19 protein-coding genes are annotated in these 19,272 nt (G+C 65.1%); 15 read left to right on the top strand and 4 right to left on the bottom strand.

Annotated elements, in window-relative coordinates; all coding sequences use genetic code 11:
• The first annotated feature begins 7 nt into the window (after positions 1-7).
• Genes P3T18_RS21325 through P3T18_RS21315 form a run of 3 tightly spaced genes read left to right on the top strand, consistent with a single transcriptional unit; the run spans position 8 to position 3,737 of the window.
• A complete protein-coding gene (locus P3T18_RS21325; protein WP_429301948.1) occupies positions 8-1,372 on the top strand; it encodes an MFS transporter in 1,365 nt (454 codons plus the stop codon).
• Positions 1,369-2,250, top strand: a complete 882-nt coding sequence (locus P3T18_RS21320; protein ID WP_429301947.1) for an MBL fold metallo-hydrolase — start codon at positions 1,369-1,371, stop codon at positions 2,248-2,250. Before P3T18_RS21325 ends, P3T18_RS21320 begins: the two co-directional genes overlap by 4 nt.
• 20 nt (positions 2,251-2,270) lie before the next feature.
• Positions 2,271-3,737: an NAD-dependent succinate-semialdehyde dehydrogenase gene (locus P3T18_RS21315; RefSeq protein WP_429301946.1), complete on the top strand. Its 1,467-nt coding sequence runs from the start codon at positions 2,271-2,273 to the stop codon at positions 3,735-3,737.
• A gap of 35 nt (positions 3,738-3,772) precedes the next feature.
• On the opposite strand, the gene P3T18_RS21310 is transcribed toward P3T18_RS21315, so the two are convergent.
• Positions 3,773-4,735: a 3-hydroxyacyl-CoA dehydrogenase gene (locus tag P3T18_RS21310; protein WP_429301945.1), complete on the bottom strand. Its 963-nt coding sequence runs from the start codon at positions 4,733-4,735 to the stop codon at positions 3,773-3,775.
• A 28-nt stretch (positions 4,736-4,763) separates the two neighbouring features.
• Complete coding sequence (locus tag P3T18_RS21305; protein ID WP_429301944.1) at positions 4,764-5,537, bottom strand: SDR family NAD(P)-dependent oxidoreductase; 774 nt, start codon at positions 5,535-5,537, stop codon at positions 4,764-4,766.
• 152 nt (positions 5,538-5,689) lie between these two features.
• On the opposite strand from P3T18_RS21305, the gene P3T18_RS21300 reads away from it, so the two are divergent.
• Complete coding sequence (locus tag P3T18_RS21300) at positions 5,690-6,613, top strand: LysR family transcriptional regulator (protein ID WP_429301943.1); 924 nt, start codon at positions 5,690-5,692, stop codon at positions 6,611-6,613.
• Positions 6,614-6,631: 18 nt separating this feature from the next.
• Here the strand turns inward: P3T18_RS21300 and P3T18_RS21295 are convergent, their stop codons facing one another.
• Entirely contained in the window at positions 6,632-8,026 is a 1,395-nt protein-coding gene (locus tag P3T18_RS21295; RefSeq protein ID WP_429301942.1) for an MFS transporter, read from the bottom strand.
• A gap of 463 nt (positions 8,027-8,489) precedes the next feature.
• Here P3T18_RS21295 and P3T18_RS21290 point away from each other — a divergent pair, with 463 nt between their 5' ends.
• From P3T18_RS21290 to P3T18_RS21245, 10 genes are all read left to right on the top strand, one after another.
• Positions 8,490-9,395, top strand: coding sequence for an HpcH/HpaI aldolase/citrate lyase family protein (locus P3T18_RS21290; RefSeq protein ID WP_429301941.1), 906 nt, complete (start codon positions 8,490-8,492; stop codon positions 9,393-9,395).
• Positions 9,392-10,810: an MFS transporter gene (locus tag P3T18_RS21285; RefSeq protein ID WP_429301940.1), complete on the top strand. Its 1,419-nt coding sequence runs from the start codon at positions 9,392-9,394 to the stop codon at positions 10,808-10,810. The genes P3T18_RS21290 and P3T18_RS21285 overlap by 4 nt, the downstream gene beginning before the upstream one ends.
• A 21-nt stretch (positions 10,811-10,831) precedes the next feature.
• Positions 10,832-11,734 carry an HpcH/HpaI aldolase/citrate lyase family protein gene (locus tag P3T18_RS21280; protein ID WP_429301939.1) on the top strand — a complete coding sequence of 301 codons (903 nt, stop codon included), beginning with the start codon at positions 10,832-10,834 and terminating at the stop codon, positions 11,732-11,734.
• A 32-nt stretch (positions 11,735-11,766) separates the two neighbouring features.
• Positions 11,767-13,008 carry a CaiB/BaiF CoA transferase family protein gene (locus tag P3T18_RS21275; protein ID WP_429301938.1) on the top strand — a complete coding sequence of 414 codons (1,242 nt, stop codon included), beginning with the start codon at positions 11,767-11,769 and terminating at the stop codon, positions 13,006-13,008.
• Positions 13,009-13,066: 58 nt separating this feature from the next.
• Positions 13,067-13,792: a GntR family transcriptional regulator gene (locus P3T18_RS21270; RefSeq protein WP_429301937.1), complete on the top strand. Its 726-nt coding sequence runs from the start codon at positions 13,067-13,069 to the stop codon at positions 13,790-13,792.
• Positions 13,793-13,981: 189 nt separating this feature from the next.
• Positions 13,982-15,379 carry an acyclic terpene utilization AtuA family protein gene (locus P3T18_RS21265; RefSeq protein WP_429301936.1) on the top strand — a complete coding sequence of 466 codons (1,398 nt, stop codon included), beginning with the start codon at positions 13,982-13,984 and terminating at the stop codon, positions 15,377-15,379.
• Positions 15,366-15,695 carry a DUF4387 domain-containing protein gene (locus tag P3T18_RS21260; protein WP_429301935.1) on the top strand — a complete coding sequence of 110 codons (330 nt, stop codon included), beginning with the start codon at positions 15,366-15,368 and terminating at the stop codon, positions 15,693-15,695. The genes P3T18_RS21265 and P3T18_RS21260 overlap by 14 nt, the downstream gene beginning before the upstream one ends.
• Positions 15,692-16,237 carry a flavin reductase family protein gene (locus P3T18_RS21255; RefSeq protein WP_429301934.1) on the top strand — a complete coding sequence of 182 codons (546 nt, stop codon included), beginning with the start codon at positions 15,692-15,694 and terminating at the stop codon, positions 16,235-16,237. The genes P3T18_RS21260 and P3T18_RS21255 overlap by 4 nt, the downstream gene beginning before the upstream one ends.
• Positions 16,238-16,246: 9 nt before the next feature.
• Positions 16,247-17,311, top strand: a complete 1,065-nt coding sequence (locus P3T18_RS21250; protein ID WP_429301933.1) for an amidohydrolase family protein — start codon at positions 16,247-16,249, stop codon at positions 17,309-17,311.
• Positions 17,312-17,412: 101 nt separating this feature from the next.
• The gene (locus P3T18_RS21245; protein WP_429301932.1) at positions 17,413-18,723 is read left to right on the top strand and encodes an MFS transporter; all 1,311 of its coding nucleotides are present in this window, start codon (positions 17,413-17,415) and stop codon (positions 18,721-18,723) included.
• Positions 18,724-18,759: 36 nt separating this feature from the next.
• On the opposite strand, the gene P3T18_RS21240 is transcribed toward P3T18_RS21245, so the two are convergent.
• On the bottom strand, positions 18,760-18,990 hold the full coding sequence (locus P3T18_RS21240; protein WP_429301931.1) for a UTRA domain-containing protein: 231 nt from the start codon (positions 18,988-18,990) through the stop codon (positions 18,760-18,762).
• A gap of 36 nt (positions 18,991-19,026) precedes the next feature.
• Here P3T18_RS21240 and P3T18_RS21235 point away from each other — a divergent pair, with 36 nt between their 5' ends.
• Positions 19,027-19,176, top strand: a complete 150-nt coding sequence (locus P3T18_RS21235) for a hypothetical protein (protein ID WP_429301930.1) — start codon at positions 19,027-19,029, stop codon at positions 19,174-19,176.
• Positions 19,177-19,272 lie beyond the last annotated feature (96 nt).

Below are 19,272 nucleotides of genomic sequence, written 5' to 3'. Positions count from 1 at the left end.
GATACACATGGCACAAACCGCGGACATCACCGACATCCGGCGGGTCGCGCTCGCGAGCACCATCGGCACGACGCTCGAATGGTATGACTTCTTCATCTTCGCGTCAGCGGCGGCGCTGGTGTTCAGCAAGCTGTTCTTCCCGACCTTCGACCCCGTCGCGGGCACCATCGCATCGCTGGCGAGCTTCGCGGTGGGCTTCATCGCGCGGCCGGTCGGCGCAGCCGTGTTCGGGCATTTCGGCGATCGCATCGGCCGCAAGGCGATGCTCGTGCTCAGTCTCACGATGATGGGCGGCGTCACGTTCCTGATCGGCCTGTTGCCGACCTATGCGAGCGTCGGCGTCGCCGCGCCGGTCATGTTGACCGTTCTGCGCTTCGTGCAGGGTTTCGCGGTGGGCGGTGAGTGGGGCGGCGCGACGCTGATGGTGATCGAACATGCACCCGCAAAAAAGCGCGGTTTTTACGGCAGCTGGCCGCAGATGGGCATTCCCGGCGCGCTGATTCTTTCGACGGGCGCGATGGCGCTCACCACCGCGCTCACCACCACCGAGCAGTTCGCCGCATGGGGATGGCGCGTGCCGTTCCTGCTGAGCGGCATTCTCGTGATCGTGGGCATCGTGATTCGCCGGCGGCTCGCGGAATCGCCGAGCATCGAACGGATGCGCCGTTCGCACGAAACGCCGACCGTGCCGCTCGCCACCATTCTGCGCAACCACAAGCGCACGACGTTCCTGCTGGTCGCTTCGCAGGCAGTGCAGTGCGCGGCGTTTTACGTGGTGGCGGTTTATTCGCTGGTTTATCTCACGCAGAATCTGCACATGGCGCGCACCGACGCATTGCGTGCGCTGATGATCGCGGCGGCCTGCACGCTGGTGGCGCATCCTACTTTCGGCGCGTTGTCCGATCGAATCGGACGCAAGACCGTGTTCATGGGCGGCATGATTTTTCTCGGGCTGTTCATCTACCCGTATTTTCTGTTGCTCAACACGGGCAGCTATCCGCTGATCGTGCTGGCGATGAGCCTCGCGATGGCGATCGGCGAAGGCAGTGTGCAGGCCGCGCAGCCGAGCCTTTTTGCCGAACAGTATCGTTCCGGTGTGCGCTACAGCGGTGTGTCGCTCGCGTATCAACTCGCCACCGTGTCGTGGAGCGGACCCACGCCGATGATCGCCGCCATGCTGATCGCGTGGGCGGGCGGCTACATGCCCCTCGTCGGCTATATCGGCGTGCTGGCGGTTATCTCGGTGCTCTCCATCGTGCCGCTGCGTGAAGCGGCCGGCATTCCGCTCGCGCGTCTCGACGAAGAGGACGCGCGCGCCGAGGAAGAAGCACGATTCCACGCAAGCGGCGCACGAGGAGACCAGACCGCATGATCCGCTTCCAGATCGGCAAGGTGAGCGTCACACTCGTCGAGGAGATGGTCGACAGCATGTTCGACTTCTTCCGGTTTTTCCCGCTTGCCACTGAAGAAGCGCTCGCGGAAAACCTCTCGTGGATGGCCCCCGGCCACTACGATCCGGCGAGCGGCCGCCTGCTGCTCAGCATGCATTCGTGGCTGCTCGACACGGGGCGTCACAAGATCCTGATCGACGGTTGCGTGGGCAACGGCAAGGACCGTCCAGGCCGTCCCGACTGGTGCGGACTCGACACGCCGTTTCTCGACCGGCTCGCGGCGGCGGGCGCGACGCCCGAAGACATCGACTTCGTGCTCTGCACGCATCTGCATGCCGATCATATCGGCTGGAATACGCGGCTGATCGGCGACCGGTGGGTGCCGACCTTCCCGAACGCGAAGTACGTGTTTTCGCGGCGCGAAAACGACTTCTGGCAGGCCAAACTCGCGGCCGACGCCAAGGGTCCGCACCTGATCGCGTATCAGGACAGCGTATTGCCGGTGATTGAAGCGGGTCAGGCGCTGATCGTCGACGACTACGCCGAAATTGCCGATTGCCTCGTGCTCGAACCGGCGCCGGGTCATACGCCGGGTCATGTGGCGATCTGGGTGAAATCGGGCGAGGCGCGCGCCGTGCTCACCGGCGACATCCTGCATCACCCGATCCAGGTGAAGTATCCGCAGTGGAGCTGCTTCGGCTGTATCGACCAGAAGCAGTCCGCCGACACGCGCCGACGCGTGCTCGAAGCGACCTGCGAGCATCGCGCGCTGTTGCTGCCCGGTCATTTCATGGCGCCGCATGCGGGCTATGTCGACGAAGGCGAGAACGGCGGCTTCGCGTTTCGCGCTACCGAATGACAGTACCAACGACACACTCCATGACAACGAACCTGAAAGACCTGCTCGACGATCCGACGCTGCTGCGGCATGACGCTTTTATCGACGGCGAATGGCAGCGCGCCGACAATGGCGCGACCTTCGAAGTAACCGATCCGTCGAACGGCGCCTCGCTCGGGAGCGTGCCGAAAATGGGCGCGGCCGAAACGCGGCGCGCGATCGACGCCGCCAACGCAGCGTGGCCCGCCTGGCGCAAAAAGACGGCAAAAGAGCGGGCCATTCTGATGCGCCGCTGGTTCGACCTCATGCTTCAGCACGCGGACGACCTCGCGCTCATTCTGACCACCGAGCAGGGCAAACCGCTCGCCGAAGCGAAGGGCGAGATCGCTTACGCCGCCTCGTTCATCGAATGGTTTGCGGAAGAAGGCAAGCGTGTGGCGGGCGACACGCTCGCCACGCCCGCCGCGGATAAACGCATCGTCGTGACGAAAGAGCCGATCGGTGTGTGCGCCGCGATCACGCCGTGGAATTTTCCGGCCGCGATGATTACACGCAAGGTGGGCCCGGCGCTGGCAGCTGGTTGTCCGATCGTCGTGAAACCCGCTGAAGCGACGCCGTTTTCCGCGCTGGCGATGGCCGTGCTGGCCGAACGCGCGGGCATTCCGAAGGGTGTGCTGTCCATCGTGACGGGCGACCCCAAGGAAATCGGCGAAGAGATGACGCGCAATCCGATCGTGCGCAAGCTCTCGTTCACGGGCTCGACCGCCGTGGGGCGCCTGCTGATGGCGCAGAGCGCGCCGACGATCAAGAAGGTCACGCTCGAACTCGGTGGCAACGCACCGTTCATCGTTTTCGACGACGCCGATCTGGACGCCACCGTGGAAGGCGCGATTGCGTCGAAGTATCGCAACAGCGGCCAGACCTGCGTCTGCACGAACCGCTTCTACGTTCATGAGCGCATCTACGATGCTTTCGCCGCGAAACTCAGCGAAGCAGTGGGCCGGCTGAAAGTGGGCGCCGGTACGCAAAGCGGTGTCGCGATGGGCCCGCTGATCAACGAGGCGGCGGTGCGCAAGGTCGAGGCGCATATCGACGACGCGCTCGCCAAAGGCGCCACGCTTGCGGCCGGCGGCAAACGGCACGCGCTCGGCCACGGCTTCTTCGAGCCGACGGTGCTGACCGGCGTGACCTCCGCGATGAAGGTGGCGAAAGAAGAGACCTTCGGGCCGCTCTCGCCCATCTTCCGTTTCAGTTCGGATGACGAAGTAATTGGCATGGCCAACGACACCGAATTCGGTCTCGCCGCGTACTTCTACAGCCGTGATATCGGCCGCGTCTGGCGGGTGGCGGAAGCGCTCGAATACGGCATGGTGGGCATCAACACCGGCTTGCTGTCCAACGAAGTCGCGCCCTTCGGCGGCGTGAAGCAATCGGGCCTCGGGCGCGAAGGGTCGCACTACGGCATCGACGACTACGTGGTCATCAAGTATCTGTGCCTGGCGGTGTGATGTCTCATGACGCCAGGCGCCCACCGGAGAGCACGCTAGTCGCGCTTTGCTTCGCGCCTGGCGACGGCGAACTCCATCAGCCGCTCCTCGCGCCAGTCGCGGCGAGCGGCGAGCTGGTCGACGGGGAGTTGCGAGCGCCGGTCCTGTTCGACACGCGCGATCAGCTGCTCGTCCCACGGACCGTCGCCGATGCGCGATCGCGCGATCGAGTGGTACAGCGGTCCGAGGCGCGCCGCGTAGTCCGCCACGCCGCCCGGCGCGTTCAGGTCGATCGTCTCGAACGGTCCCATGAAGGACCAGCGCCAGCCGAGTCCGTCGCGTACGGTTTTATCGATGTCTTCGCAACTGGCGATACCGTCGCGCTGCAACGCCCACGCCTCGCGCAGCAACGCGGCCTGCAGACGGTTCAGCACGAAGCCCTCTATTTCCTTGCGCACATGCACGACGCTCTGGCCGATCCCGCGCATGAGCGTGTCGGCAAACGCCACGGTTTGCGGCGCGGTCTGCCTGGACGGCACGAGTTCGACGACCGGCACGAGGTAGGGCGGATTGACCGGATGCGCGATCAGCACGCGCGGCGAGATGGCGAGGTCCAGTGCGAAATCCGACGCCATGATGCCCGAGCTCGAACTGCCGACAACCAGCGTCTCGTCCGCCACGGCGTCGATGTCCTGCATGAGCCGACGCTTGACGTCGACGCGCTCCAGCACGGATTCCTGTGCATAGGCCGCGCCGTCCACGGCCTCGGCGAGCGAGTGCGCCAGCGTGAGCCGCGCAACGATCTGCTGCGGCGCCTCTTCGAGCAAGCCGTGCCGATGCAGGGCGTCGAGTTGGCTCGCGGCCCACGGAAGGGCGGCCGCCGCCGTGTCCGGATTGGCGTCGTAGACCCGCACGGCGAGTCCCGCGCGGGCGAAGGCGATGGCCCATCCCGCGCCCACCAGACCCGCGCCGATGATGGCAACGGGCCGGTCGTTCGTCACTTCAGGTGATCTGCTCATGTGTCTCCTCTTTCCTGTTCGTGTTGGTTCAGACCGCGGTCCAGCCGCCGTCGAGCATGAGCGCGCTGCCGGTCATCAGGGTCGACGCGTCGCCGGCGAGGAACACGATCGCGCCCATGACTTCCTCCACGCGACCCACGCGTCCGAGCGCGATGCGCTGGGTAACCCAGTCGCGAAAGCCGGGTGCCGCGAACATCGGCGCCGTAAAGGCCGTTTCGATGAAGGTCGGACACACCGTATTCACGCGGATGCCGTGCGGACCCAGTTCCCACGCGAGCGCCTTCGTCATGCCTTCTATCGCGTGTTTCGACGCGCAATACACCGTGCGCCCCGGGCTGCCGACGTGGCCCATCTGCGAGGATACGTTAATGATGGAGCCACTCCGGGCGGCGCGCAACATGCCCTTCGCCACCACGCGCGAGACATGGAACACCGCTTTCACGTTGAGATCGAGAATGGCGTCGATGTCGTCGTCCTGCGTGTCGACCAGCGGCTTCGGGCGATTGGTCCCCGCGCAGTTCACGAGAATGTCGAACGGTCCGTGCCGTTCTTGCGCGCTTTCGATCTCGCGCTCGACATCACGCGCCCAGGTGATGTCCAGAACGATGTAGCGGCTCTGGCCGCCGTCTTCCGCGATGAGTGCGCAGGCGTGCTTCAGTTCGTCGGCGGAGCGCGCGACGAGCGTGACATGCGCGCCGGCCTGGGCCAGCGCCGCCGCACTGGCGAGGCCAAGGCCGCGTCCGCCCCCGGTAATCAGTGCGGCCTTGCCGTTCAGAGAAAAGCCCGGCGTCCTTGGCAGCATTCGTTCTCCCATTGTTATCGTCAGGAACCGTGTGAGCATAGCCAGAGGCACCGGGCATCGCTTGCATACCTGTTATTCAGGTCGTCGACAACGCCATGAGCATTCGCACCAGCCGCCCCATGTCGAGCCACACCCGGACCGGAGACGCTCAGTTGGAACTGAAACAGTTGAGATACTTCGAAGTCGTCGCGCGCGAAGGCAGTCTTTCGCGAGCAGCCACGCTGCTCGGCGTGAGTCAGTCTCTGCTCACGCGCCATATCCAGAGTCTGGAAGCGGAATTCGGTCTGCCGCTGCTGTACCGCAACGGACACGGCATGTCGTTGACTGCAGGCGGCAAGACCTTCCTTGCTTCCGCCAGCGACATCCTGATGCGCACCGATAGCGCCGTGAGCCAGATGCAGGCGCTGCGCGCAAGCCCAGGCGGCACGGTGACCATCGGCATTCCGCCGATGCTCGGCGAACATCTGCTCGTGCCGCTGACGCGGCGCTTTCGCACGGAATGTCCCGAAGTCCGCTTGCGGTTGCGCGAGGCCGTGAGCGGCTACGTGCTCGAATGGCTGATGACCGGCAAGCTCGATCTCGGCGTGCTCTATAACGTGTCGTCGATGAACACGATCGGTGTCGAACCGCTGCTCGCCGACGAAATGCTGCTGATCGGGCCGCCGGACGCGCAGGTGCTGAGTCCCACCGCGGCGCTCGCCTTCAGCGAGGCTGCGCGGCTGCCGTGGATTTTGCCGCCGCGGCCGCATGGTTTGCGCTCGCTCGCCGAGGACGCCGCGAACGAGCGCGGCCTGTCGCTGAACGTGGTGGTCGAGGTCGATGCGATGGCGGGCATTTTCGATCTGGTCGCCGCGGGTCACGGCTTCAGCATCGCGCCGTTCGCCGCCGTCGAAAAGCGCCTCGCGAACGGCACGCTCAAGGCGCGGCGGATTCACGATCCGGCGCTATCCGGCGTGCTCTCCATCGCGTTCTCGCCGAAAAAAGAAGCCACGCTCGCGATGAAGGCGCTCTACCGCATCGTGCGCGAAGAAACCGAATCGCTGGTGCGAAACGGCGTCTGGCGCGCGGTGGAGTAAGCGACGCTTCGCGCCGTTTTACGCAGGCGAGTCGGTCAGCACGTCGCCGGCGAGCTGTTCGTCCGCGCGAGCCTGGGCGGCCCGGCCGCGTGCGAAAGTCGCGGCCGGTATCGACAGCACGAGTACGCCGGTGCACAGCAGCACGAGCCCGAGCGCGAATGTGCCGTTATTGATGTTGCCGGTCATCTCCTTCACCACGCCGGTGATCATCGAACCTGCGATGCCCGAGAGGCTGCCGAACGAGTTGATCATGGCAATGCCCGCCGCCGCTGCCGTGCCTGACAGCAGGCTGTTGGGATACGTCCAGACCACGGGCGTGAGTCCGAGCACGCCCGAGGCCGCCACGCACAGACAGACGATCGCGACCGGCACGTTGCCGGCGAAGACCGCGCTGAGTATCAGACCCGCTCCGCCGAGAAAAGCGGGAATCGCGGCATGCCAGCGGCGCTCGCCTGTCTTGCTCGAATGCCACGCGTTGAAGATCATCGCGGCGGTGGCGAAGACGAAGGGAATGGCGGTGAGCAGCCCGATCTGGAAGGTGTCCTTCACGCCCGATTCGCGCACGATCGACGGCAGCCAGAACGACAGTCCATACCAGCCCGTCGCATACGTGAAGATGATGCCCGCGACGATCCACACGCGGTAGTCGCGCAGCGCAACGCCGAAACGATACGACTTGTGCTCGCGCTCGGCCACCACGTTGCGTTCCAGTAAGCGCTTTTCGGCGTCGGTGAGCCACTTTGCGTCGGCGATCTTGTCCGACAGACCGAAGTAGACGAGGAACGCCAGCGCGACGGCGGGCAGTCCTTCGATCGCCAGCATCCATTGCCAGCCGCTAAAACCGAGCACGCCGTGCGAGTGCGACATCAGCCAGCCGGAAAGCGGACCGCCGAACATGAGGCTGGTCGGCAAGGCGAGCAACAGCCCCGAGGTCACTTTGGTCTGACGATCGGAAGGAAACCAGTAGCCGATATAGAGCAGCATGCCCGGATAAAAGCCCGCTTCGCAGCAGCCGAGCAGCAGACGCAAGATGTAGAACATGGTGGCGTTCTGTACACCGAAGAAATGCGCGAGTTCCGCCGTGAACATCGTGCCTGCGGAAATGATGCCCCACGTCAGCATGATGCGCGCGATCCATCGGCGCGCGCCCACTTTGTGCAGCACGATATTGCTGGGAATTTCCAGCGCGATATAGCCGACGAAAAACATGCTCGCCCCGAGCGCGAAAGCCGAGTCGCCGATTTTCAGATCGCCCAGCATGCCGAGCTTCGCAAAGCCGATATTGACGCGATCCAGAAACGAGAACAGGTGGCATAGAAACAGGATCGGCGCGATGCGCCACAGGAGCTTTTTGTACAGCTTTTCCTCGTCGATGCGATGCGCCGAAGCGCCGTCGGCCGCGCCGATGTTCATGGGTGTCTCCTGCCAATGGGTCGAATGATATGAAGCGCGTCCCGTTCTTGCGGAATGACGGGTCGGCGCCTGAATAAGCGTATTGAAGCGTATTGACCGCCTCGACCGGTCGCTCAGATACCTGTTATGCAGCGGGCGAATATCGGCGCGCGAGAAACGCCGTGTGGCGACGCGCGAAAGCCTTATGCCACGCGCTTTCGCAGAGAATCGAAGGGCTTGAATGCCGGCCTGCGCGACACGCTGCGGCGGCGCGTTAACCCTGATCGTCCGACTGTCGACAGAAGGACAGAATGAATCGACGACTCACCGGCCATGTCCCGGCGAGATCTTTCAGGAGACGATCGAATGACTTTTCGCGTGCTCTATCCGCGCCCGCCGGCGCGATTCCATTCATCGGTGCAATACCGGTGGTCCGAGTGCAAACATCGCACGAATAGCCGCATGCCATGCTGCGGAGGCCGCGATGAATAGCACTCCGTCACAGATGACTCGCCGCATTCGCCGCTCCATGCTCATCACGCCCGCGCATCGTCCCGAGCGTATGGAAGGCGCCATGAAGCTCGCGGTCGATTCCTTCGTGTTCGATCTCGAAGACGGCGTGCCGCCCGGCCGTCGTGAGGAAGCGCGCGCCAATCTGATGAGGCTGATGCCGGCTTTGGACTTCGGCGGCCGCGAGCGCGTCGTGCGGATCAACGCGATCGGCACGGAAGACGGCCGGCGCGATCTCGACGGCATTCCGCTTGGCTCCTGCGACGCGCTGCTGGTGCCGAAAGTAGAAACGTCGGACCAATTGCGCCGGCTCGACGACGCGCTTGCCGCCGCCGAGGCGCGGCAGTCGCACAAACGCGAGGTGCCGCTGAAAATCATCGTCACGCTCGAAACGCCGCGTGGCGTACTCAACGCGCTCGCCATCGCCGACGCGTCGCCGCGCTGCTGCGCGCTCTTCTTCGGCTCCGGCGACTACACCATGGAAACCGGCGCGGAAATCACGCCGACTGCCTTGCTGTGGGCGCGCTCGACGATCGTCGCGGCAGCCGGCGCGATCGGCTGCGACGCGATCGACGCGCCTTACCTGCATGGTCTGCGAGATCCCGAAGGCACGCATGAAGATGCGCTGCGCTCGCGCGAACTGGGATTCAGCGGCAAGGTGGTGTTTCATCCGGCACAAGTGGACGCGGTCAATCGCGCCTTCACGCCAACAGAGGAAGAGACCGCACGCGCGCACCGCATCGTCGAGGCGTTCGAGACGGTCAAGGCAAGCGGCGAAGGGACGGCCATCGTCGACGGTGAATTCGTCGCGATCGACTTGGTGCCGCGCATGCAACGCACGCTCGACATTGCGGCATTCGCCGCGCGGAGGGCATCATGAAGCCGGCCACGCTCGCCTCGTACGAGGCGCAACAGTCGCGTGCCTTCGCGCACGATCACAGCTCGACGCTGAACATCGCTGGACGGCTCGAACGCCTGCCGCTCGCGCGATTTCACTGGGCCCTGTTCGCGATCCTGGGCGTCGCGATGTTCTTCGACGGCTACGATCTCACTGTCACCGGTTTCGTGATTCCGGCGCTGCACAAACACGGCTGGCTCACGCCCGCCACCACGGCGATGTTCATTTCGTTGCCGCTCGTTGCGGCCGCGTTCGGTTCGATCGCGGCGGGCGTGCTGGGCGACCGTATCGGGCGCAGGCGCCTGTTTCAGGCCACCGTGCTCGCCTACAGCCTGTCGAGCCTCGGCTGCGGTCTGGCGACGAGCTACGGCATGCTGCTGACGTTCCGCACGCTCAATCTGTTCGCCATCGGCACCGTGACCGTCACGGGCTACGCCTATCTGAACGAATTCACGCCGAAGCGCTATCGGGGACGCTTCCAGTCGGCGGTGGCGTTGCTGCTGAACGGCGGCCTGCCGTTCGGTGCCTTGATGGCGCGTCTCATCGTGCCGAACACGGGCGTCGAGATGGGTTGGCGCATTCTGTTTCTGCTCTCGGTGATCCCCGCGCTGCTCGTCTTCGCGAACAAACGGCTGTTGCCCGAATCGCCGCGCTGGCTCGCCTCGGTGGGCCGCGACGAGGAAGCGGGGCGTGTACTCGACGCGATCGAGGCGGACATCGTGCGGCGAGGCCAATCCTTGCCGGACCCCGAACCGACCCGCGACCCCGTGCGGCATCTCGGCTGGGACGCGCTGTTCGCGCCGGTGGTACGCAAGCGCTTCGCACTGGCGATTGTCTTCAACATCTGTCACCTCACCGGACTCTACGTGCTGATCAGCTGGCTGCCGACGCTGTTCGTCTCGCGCGGTCTCACGCTCGGCTCGACCTTCACGTTCGCGGCCGTCAGCTTCACGGGCGGCTTCATCGGACCGCTGCTCGGCATCCTGCTCGCGGATCGCGTCGAGCGGCGCTGGGCGCTCGTCGTGGCCGCGCTGATCGCGGCGGCGGCCGGCGTCGCCTACGCCCAGCAGAGCACGCCGACGGGGCTGATGGTGACGGGGCTGGTTCTCGTCGCGGCGATTTTCTTCATCTCGTCGGTCGGCTTCGCGACGTATATCCCGGAGATTTTGCCCACCGGCGTGCGGCTGCGCGGCCTCGGTTCGGCGGCGCTGATCGGGCGGCTCGCTTCCGCGATCACGCCGTTCGCGGTCGCCGCCGCGCTGCTCACGCTGAAGAACCCGCTGTATGTGGTGTCGTCGGTCGGCGTCGCGTATGTCGCGATGGCGATCCTGCTCGCCGCGATCGGCCCCAATGTGCGCGGCAAAACGCTGGAGAGCCTGGAAGCCGAGCTCGACTGAACTTTCATGAGGAGACTTTGAATGGCGCTGTCCCGCACATTTCTATTCGTTCCCGGCAATCACGCGCGACGCGTGGAGAAGGCGCTCGCCGCCGACGTCGACGCCGCGATTCTCGATCTCGAAGACGCGGTCGCCGCGAGCGAGAAGGTCGCGACCCGGGCGCAGGTCGTCGAGGCGCTCGGGCGTGCCGGACGCGCCCGGCATGTCCGTGGTTACGTCCGCATCAATGCGCTCGATACGGATTACGCGTTCGGCGATCTCGCGGTCGTGGTGGCGGCGGGCGTCGACGGCATCGTCTTGCCCAAGCTGGAATCCGTGGAGCAGTTGCATACGGCGAACTGGCTGATCTCGCAGCACGAACGCGAACGCGGTCTCGAAGCGAACTCGGTCGAACTGATGCCGATTGTCGAGACCGGCGCGGGTTTCGCCGCGCTCGGCGCGTTGTGCGCCGCTGCTGCGCAACGCGTGCCGCGTCTGAAGCGCTTCGCGTTCGGCGCAGGCGATTTCTGTCTCGACATGAACCTCGTCTGGAGCGACGACGAACTGGAACTGAACGCCTACCGCAGCGCGCTGGTGCTGGCCTCGCGGGCGGCGGGATTGCAGGCGCCCGTGGACACCGTCTGGATTCGTCTCGACGACGCCGACGGTCTTGCGCGCTCGGCGGTCCGCGCGCGCGGCATGGGCTTTCAGGGCAAGTTGTGCATCCACCCGGCGCAGTGCGAAGCGGTGAATCGCGCGTTCTCGCCGACCGAAGCCGAGATCGTCTCGGCCCGTGCCGTGGTCGAGGCATTCGCGCGCGCCGAAGCGGAAGGCGTGGCGTCGATCCGGCTCGACGGCGCTTTCATCGATTACCCCATCGTCTATCGCGCGCGGCGCGTGCTCGATTTCGCCGCGCAGATCGACGCGCGCGCGAGCAAGGCCTGACTAACTATCGACATTCTCACAGGAGACACTGAATGACTGCATCATCCACCACCAACGAAGGCAACACCGGCGCGCGCAATGTCCGCCCGCTCGACGGGGTCCGCGTGATCGACGTGTCGAGCTTTCTGGCGGGCCCGTTCTGCTCGACGCAACTCGGCGAATTCGGCGCGGAAGTGATCAAGGCGGAATTGCCCGAAGTGGGCGACGCGCTGCGCCGCTTCGGCTCGATGACCGACGCCGGCATGACCTTGCCGTGGCTCTCCGAGTGCCGCAACAAGAAGTCGATCACGCTCGATCTGCGCAAACCCGGCGGCGCGATGCTGCTCAAGAAGCTAATCGCGGACGCGGACATCCTCGTGGAGAACTTCCAGCCCGGCACGCTCGAAAAGTGGGGACTCGGCTGGGACGTGCTGCACGAACTGAATCCGCGGCTCATCATGGTGCGCATCTCGGGCTTCGGACAAACCGGTCCGTATCGCGACCGTCCGGGTTTCGGGCGCATCGGCAATGCGTTCGGCGGACTGTCGTTTCTCGCCGGCTATCCCGACCGTCCGCCGGTCACGCCGGGCTCGGCCACCATTCCCGACTATATGGCCGGCATTTACGGCGCGTTCGGCGCGCTGCTCGCCATGCAGGCGCGCGAGCGCACGGGCGAAGGCCAGTTCGTCGATATCGGCTTGTACGAGCCTATTTTCCGCATCCTCGATGAACTCGCGCCGTCGTTCCAGCAGAACGGCTTCGTGCGGCAACGCATGGGTCCGGGCACGGTGAACGTCGTGCCGCACAGTCACTATCCGACCAGCGACGGACGCTGGATCGCCATTGCCTGCACGAGCGACAAGATTTTCGCGCGACTGGCGGAAGCGATGGGCATGCCGGAAGTGGCCGGCACCGGCAAGTGGGGGCACATTTCGGGCCGCGAACGCGACCGTGCGCTGGTGGATCAGACCGTGGGCGAATGGACCGGGCAGTTCTCGCGCGACGAAGTGCTGGCGCGCTGCGAGCAGTTTCAGGTGCCGTGCGGGCCGGTGTACGCCGTGGACGAAATTTTCGAGGACCCGCAATACGCCGCGCGCGAGAACATCAAGTACATGAGCGACGAGCGTATCGGCGAACTGGCCGTGCCGAACGTGGTGCCGCGTCTGTCGGCGACGCCTGGCGGCATCGACTGGCTCGGGCCGGATCTGGGCGCGCACAACGACTCGATCTATCGCGACCTGCTCGGTCTCGATACGGAGCAGTTGGCTACGCTCAGGGAAGAAGGCGCGATCTGATGAACGCCCGGCGCCATCGTGCCGCGCGCGCCGATCACGTCGAAAAGGAACCATGCCGATGAATGCGCATGCGAACGGCGCGGACTGGGAGCTGCCGCACCAGCACTCGTTGCCGCAACTCGTCGAAGCGCGGATTGTCGGTGCGATCCGCGCGGGCGATTTGAAGGCAGGTGAACGGATCGTCGAAACGCAACTGGCGAAGCGGCTGAACGTGAGCCGCGGACCGTTGCGCGAGGCGCTGAAGTCGCTGGAGGCGAACGGGCTCGTCTTTACCATCAGAGGTAAGGGCACCTACGTGGCGCAGGTGTCGCAGGACGATTTCCTGCATATGACGGGCGTTCGTGCCGTGCTCGAAGGCTTTGCGGCGCGGCTCGTGGCGGTGCGTTGCCGCCGCGAGCCCGATGTGCTTGCGCGCCTGGAAGCGTCGCTCGCGGACCTCGAACGCGCCGAAGCGCAGCGCGACGCGAGCGTGCTGCGCGAAGTGGACTGGGAATTTCACGAGCTGGTCTGCTCGCTGTCCGGCAACGCCATGCTGCTGACCACATGGCATTCCATCAGTTCGCTCGTGCGGCTCTACCAGCAAAGCAATGTGAGTTACGAAGTGCGCGGCGAGAGCGTGGTGCATCATCACCGCGCGTTTCTGGAGGCGCTCAGATCGGGCGATCCGGATTTCGCGGAGCAATCGTTTCGCGGCATCATCACCGACACCACGTTTCGCGCACTCGAACAGCCCGTGCCGGAAGCGATGCTCTCGATGAGCGTGATTCCCGGCACGAACGCGTAGCGCGCCACGCGTCGAATCGTGGTGGATTGCGCGCGGCACCGCACGCCCGTTGCGGACCACCACGCACGCGGTCCACCACTCCCTTTCCCGGACCAATTCCCACGCGCTGCATAACAGATATGCAAGCAGCCCGCAGCCCGTCAAATTACGCTTGATGTCATTCAGAAGCACAACGGAGACGACAACGTAATGGAAGAACCCAAAGAAGAACTCAGATTGCTCAGTACCACTGCGATTCTCGGCTATGGCTTCGCGCAGAGCGCGTTCGAAGCGGGTCTCGCGCGCAATCCCCATCTCATCGGCGCCGACGGCGGCAGCTCCGACCCCGGCCCGTACTACCTCGCGTCGGGCGAATCGTTCACCTCGCGCATGGCGACCAAACGCGACATGCGCATCATGCTCGCCGCGGCCGTGCCGCGTGGCATTCCGGTGATCGTCAGCACGTGCGGCGGCGCGGGCGGTGATCCGCATCTGCAGATGATGGTCGAGATCGTCAAGGAAATCGCCAACGAAGAAAAGCTGTCGTTCAAACTGGCCGTAATCAATTCGGAAGTGTCCAAAGACGTGCTGCTCGAACACGTGAATGCCGGCAAGACGCGTCCGTTATGTGGCTTGCCGCCGATGACGGCGGACTTGGTGCAGCAAGCCGTGCGCGTGGTCGGCGCAATGGGACCGGAGCCGTACATCGCGGCACTCGACGCGGGCGCCCAGGTGATTCTCTCGGGCCGCAGCACCGACCCGGCACCGTGGGCGGCGGTGGCGATCCGCGCCGGCTTTTCGCCGGCGCTCGGCTGGTACGCGGGCAAGATGCTCGAATGCGGCGCCGAACCCGCCTTGCCCAAGCGCGAGGGCTGTCTGCTCGCGACGCTGCGTGCGGATCATGTGGAACTGGAGCCGATGCATCCCGAGCAGGCGTGCACGCCGCGCTCGGTTGCGTACTTTGCGCTGCACGAAAACAGCAGCCCGGTTCATCACCACGAGCCGGGCGGCATGCTCGATACCTCCGAATGCAGCTTCGAGGCCGTGACCGAACGCGCCGTGCGGGTGTCCGGCATGCGCTGGCGTCCGGCGCCGTACACGGTCAAGCTCGAAGGCGTGGAAGCGCGCGGGCATCGTGTCATCACACTGTGCGCCACGCGCGATCCGGTTCTGCAGGCGCAGATGGATCGCTACCTCGTGCGCTCGCGCGAGATCGTCGAGGAGAAAGCGGCCGCGTTCGGTGCGCCGTCCGATACCTACACGCTCAACTTTCGCGTCTACGGACAGAACGGTGTGATGGGCGAGCGCGAACCGTTGCCGCTCGCGCAACGTCATCCTCACGAAACGGCCATCGTGGCCGAAGTGGTCGCGCAGGATCGCGAGACGGCCAAAGCCGTGCTGGCGATTGCACGCACGACCATTCTCCACTCCGAGTTTCCCGGGCGGCTGTGCAAGGAAGGCAACATGGCCATTCCGTTTTCGCCGTCCGACCTGGATCTGGGCCAGGTGTACCGCTTTTCCATTTGCCATCTGCTGGAACCGGAGAACGCGCTCGCGCTGTTCCCGATCCGCTACGAAAATATCGGAGACCATCGTGCCAGCCATTAAGGATTTCGCGAGCGTTTGCCGCAGCAAGAACGCGGGACCGTTCATGGTCACGCTGGATATCGTGTTCGAAACGGACGCTATTTACGACCGCGTCGCGGCCACCGGCATTCTGAAGGCCGAGCTGTTCGCGCGGCTCTATGGCGTGCGTCCCGACCAGGTGCAACTTACGCCGTATCGCGCCGCGCGCGCCTTCAAGGCGACCTTGCCGCGCCTCGTTTCGTCGGGCGATATCGGCGACACCGACGTGTACGGCTCGCAGCAGCACGCGCCTCTGCTCGACATCGACATTCCGATCGAACTGGAGAACACGCGATGAGCGACGCCGACCTTCAGACGCGTCCCGCGGCAACTCGCGTTGACGATACGGACGACGTGCAGGCCACCTTCCGTCAGGCCATGCGACGGCTCGCGGGCGGTGTCGCGCTCGTCTCCACCGTGCATGAAGGCGAGCGTCACGGCATGACGGTGACCGCCGTGACTTCGCTGACGATGGAGCCGCCCGCGCTGGTCGTCTCGGTGAACCGGCACGCGTCGGCATTCGAGGCGCTGGTGGCGAGCGGCCGATTCTGCGTCAATCTGCTGGCGCAGTCGCACGCGGAACTCGCCGTGGCGTTTTCACGCAAGCCCGACGGCGATGCGCGTTTCGGCAACGGCGCCTGGCGCACCGGCGAGTCCGGCTTGCCGACGCTCGACGGCAGCGTTGCGTCGATTACCTGCCGTCTGCACGATCTGGTCGAATACGGCACGCACGCGATCCTGATCGGCGCGGTCGAACACCTCGAGGTCGACACGCAGCCGGCCGCGCCGCTCGTCTATCTGAGCGGACAGTTCGGCAGTTTCTGGCCGCTGACGGCCTGAGGAGCGCGCATGTTCGATTCGAATTACGAACGCAGCAATTTTCCGCACGTGCGGCCCGACTGGCTCGCGCAGGTCGCGGAACCCGCGATCGAACCGGAGCTTGCCGTGATCGATCCGCATCATCATCTGTGGGACGTGCAAAGCGCGTTTTATCACGCGCCGGAGTTCGTCGCGGATGTGAGCAGCGGGCATCGCGTCGTGGCGACCGTGTTCGTCGAGTGCAAGGCGCATTTCGACAGCGACGTGGCCGCCGGATTCGCGCCGGTGGGCGAGACCCGTTTCGCCGTGGCGCAGGCGCGCGCTGCGGTCGATCTGCCGCGCGGTCATGCGGGACTCGTGAAGGGCATCGTGGCGTACGGCGACCCGTTCGTGCCGAATGCGCGTGGCGTGCTCGAAGCGCATCTGGAAGCGGGCGCCGGGCGCGTGCGCGGCGTGCGGGTTCGCGCGGCGTGGCACGCCGATCCGGCGTTTGCCGCGCCCGCCGGCGGCCCGGACGCCAACACCATCGCGTCGCCCGAGCTGGACCGTTACTGCGGATTGCTCGCCGACATGGGACTCGTGCTCGACCTGTGGGTGTATCACACGCAACTCGATCAGGCGGCCGCGCTGGCCGCGCGTCATCCGCGGCTGTCGATCGTGCTCAATCACTGCGGCGGACCGCTCGGCATCGGGCCGTATGCGCACAGTCGCGCCGAGGTGCGCAAGGCGTGGGGCCAATCGCTTGCGCGCGTGGCCGCGCATCGCAACGTGGTCGTGAAGATCGGCGGACTGGCGATGCCGCGCACCGGCCTGTCTTTCGCCGAGGCGGACAAGCCGGCCGGCAGCGCGGATCTCGTCGAGCGATGGACGCCTTACGTGCTGATCTGCATCGATCTGTTCGGGCCGGAGCGCAGCATGTTCGAGAGCAACTTTCCGGTGGACAAGGGCAGCTGCAACTACGTCTCCGTGTGGAACGCGTTCAAGCTCATCAGCGCGGGCTATCCGCTCGACGCGCGTCGCGCGATGCTCGCCGGCACCGCTAATCGCGTGTACGCGCTCGGCGTCGAAGAACTGACGAAGGAGGCGACGCCGTAACGCCGGCGCAGGCGTGGAAAGAACTGGCACTGCATTTTTCCGTACAGGCAAAAGACCAACCGGCGCGCGGCAACGCGCGCACGGGGCACCGGAGGAGACACATGCGCAATCGCCGCAAATTCATCTATGTTTTTCTGTTTTCGCTCACGAGCATCAACTATATCGACCGCGTGGCGCTGTCGGTCGCGGCGCAGCCGATCGCGCACGAGTTCGGCATCAGCCCGATCCAGATGGGCTTTCTGCTGTCCTCGTTCATCTGGACGTATTTCGCGAGCCTGATCGTATGGGGCCTCGCGCTCGACCGCTGGGGCACACGCTGGGTCAACGCCGTCGGCATGGCGATCTTCTCGCTCGCGACGGTCGCGACCGGCTTTGCATGGAGCTACATGTCGATTCTCTTCACGCGGCTGGTGATGGGAGCGGGCGAGGCGTCGTCGTATCCGGCGGGCGGCAAGGTGATCCGCGAGTGGATGCCCGCGCGCGAGCGCGGCATTGCCGCCGCGACCCTGAATAGCGGCTCGTACGCGGGGCCGGCGATAGGCGCCATCATCGTCTCGTTCGCGGTGCAGCTGTTCGGCTGGCGCATCGGGTTCGTGCTGGTGGGCAGCGCCGGTGCGATCTGGCTGGCCTGCTGGCTCAAATGGTTCCGCAAGCCCGAACTGGCGAGTTTCATCGACGACGAAGAACGCGCGCTGATTCTGCGCGAGCGCAACGGCGGTTTGCCGGATATGCCGGCGGGGCCGACGCTGTCGATCGGCGAGTTGCTCAGGTCGGGCAGCGTGTGGGGATTGCTCATCACGCAGGCGTTCTGCTCGTACGCGCAGTTTCTGTTTCTCACGTGGCTGCCGAGCTATCTGCAAACGGAGCGGCATCTGAACATCGTGAAAAGCGGCTATTTCACGGCACTGCCGTACGCGCTCTCCGTGATTCTCGCGATTGCCATCGGCCGGTTGAGCGACCGTCTGCTGACGACAGAGGCGTGCAATCGCGGTGGACGCCGCAACGTGGTGGCGGCGTCGATGCTGCTCACTGCGATCGTTCTCGTGACGCCCTTCGTGGACAACGTGTGGATCATGGTCGCCGTCTTCACGCTTTCGCTGACCGGCGCGCAAGCCGGCATCGCGATGAATATCGCCTTGCTCGGCGACCTGTTGCCGTCCTCGGCGGAAGCGGGACGTGCCACGGGCCTGCTTATCACGGGCGGTGCCTCGTTCGCGATGATCGCGCCGATCGCGACGGGTTACGTGGTTGCGATGACGCATAGCTACAACAACGCGTTCTACATCGCGGGCGTGCTTGCGCTGGCGGGTGCGCTGGTCGCGCTGCTGATGACCCGCACGCCGATCCGTCGGGCCGGAGAATCGGCTGCGGTCGATCTGTCTGCGAGCGGCCTGGTGAGTCAGGAGAGGTAAAGCCTTCGAGGCGGCAAGCGCGAAGCGGCGGCCGGCTCACCGCCTGGCGCGCGCCACGCGCAGCCGCTCGTCGGTGCCCGTGATATTGATGCCGAACGCGTCCTGATAGAAGTTGTAGAGCGTGTTCGGCCGCTCGCGCAGCATGGTCTTGCTCAACCCCGGAAACTTGCTCTCGGGCAGCGTGATGGTATCGACCATCAGGACTTTGCCGTGCAGGGCGAGTGCGTTGGTGAACACGAATACCTTCACGCCTTCTTCTATTCCCATCTCTTCGCGAATATTCCGATCGAAGGCGCGGCCATCGTGCTGGGCGTGGACCGCTTCATCGCGGAGATCCGTGCGACCACCAATATGATCGGCAATGCGGTGGCGACGGTGGCGGTCGCCCACTGGGAGCGCCAGCGCGACGACGTGTGCATGCGCGAAACCCTCGGGATGCGGCCGAAGGCGTGAACCGTCGCGCCGGCTTGCATTTGCCTGACCATCCGCCGGCTCAGGCGAGCGAACTCACGCCAGCCGCACCGACACGCAGACATCTTGACGAACTAT

It is taken from the genome of Paraburkholderia sp. GAS199 (genome assembly GCF_050436585.1).
Taxonomy (GTDB): Bacteria; Pseudomonadota; Gammaproteobacteria; order Burkholderiales; family Burkholderiaceae; genus Paraburkholderia.
The sequence above is the reverse complement of the archived record's forward strand: the minus strand, read 5'-3'. Positions and strand labels throughout refer to the sequence as shown.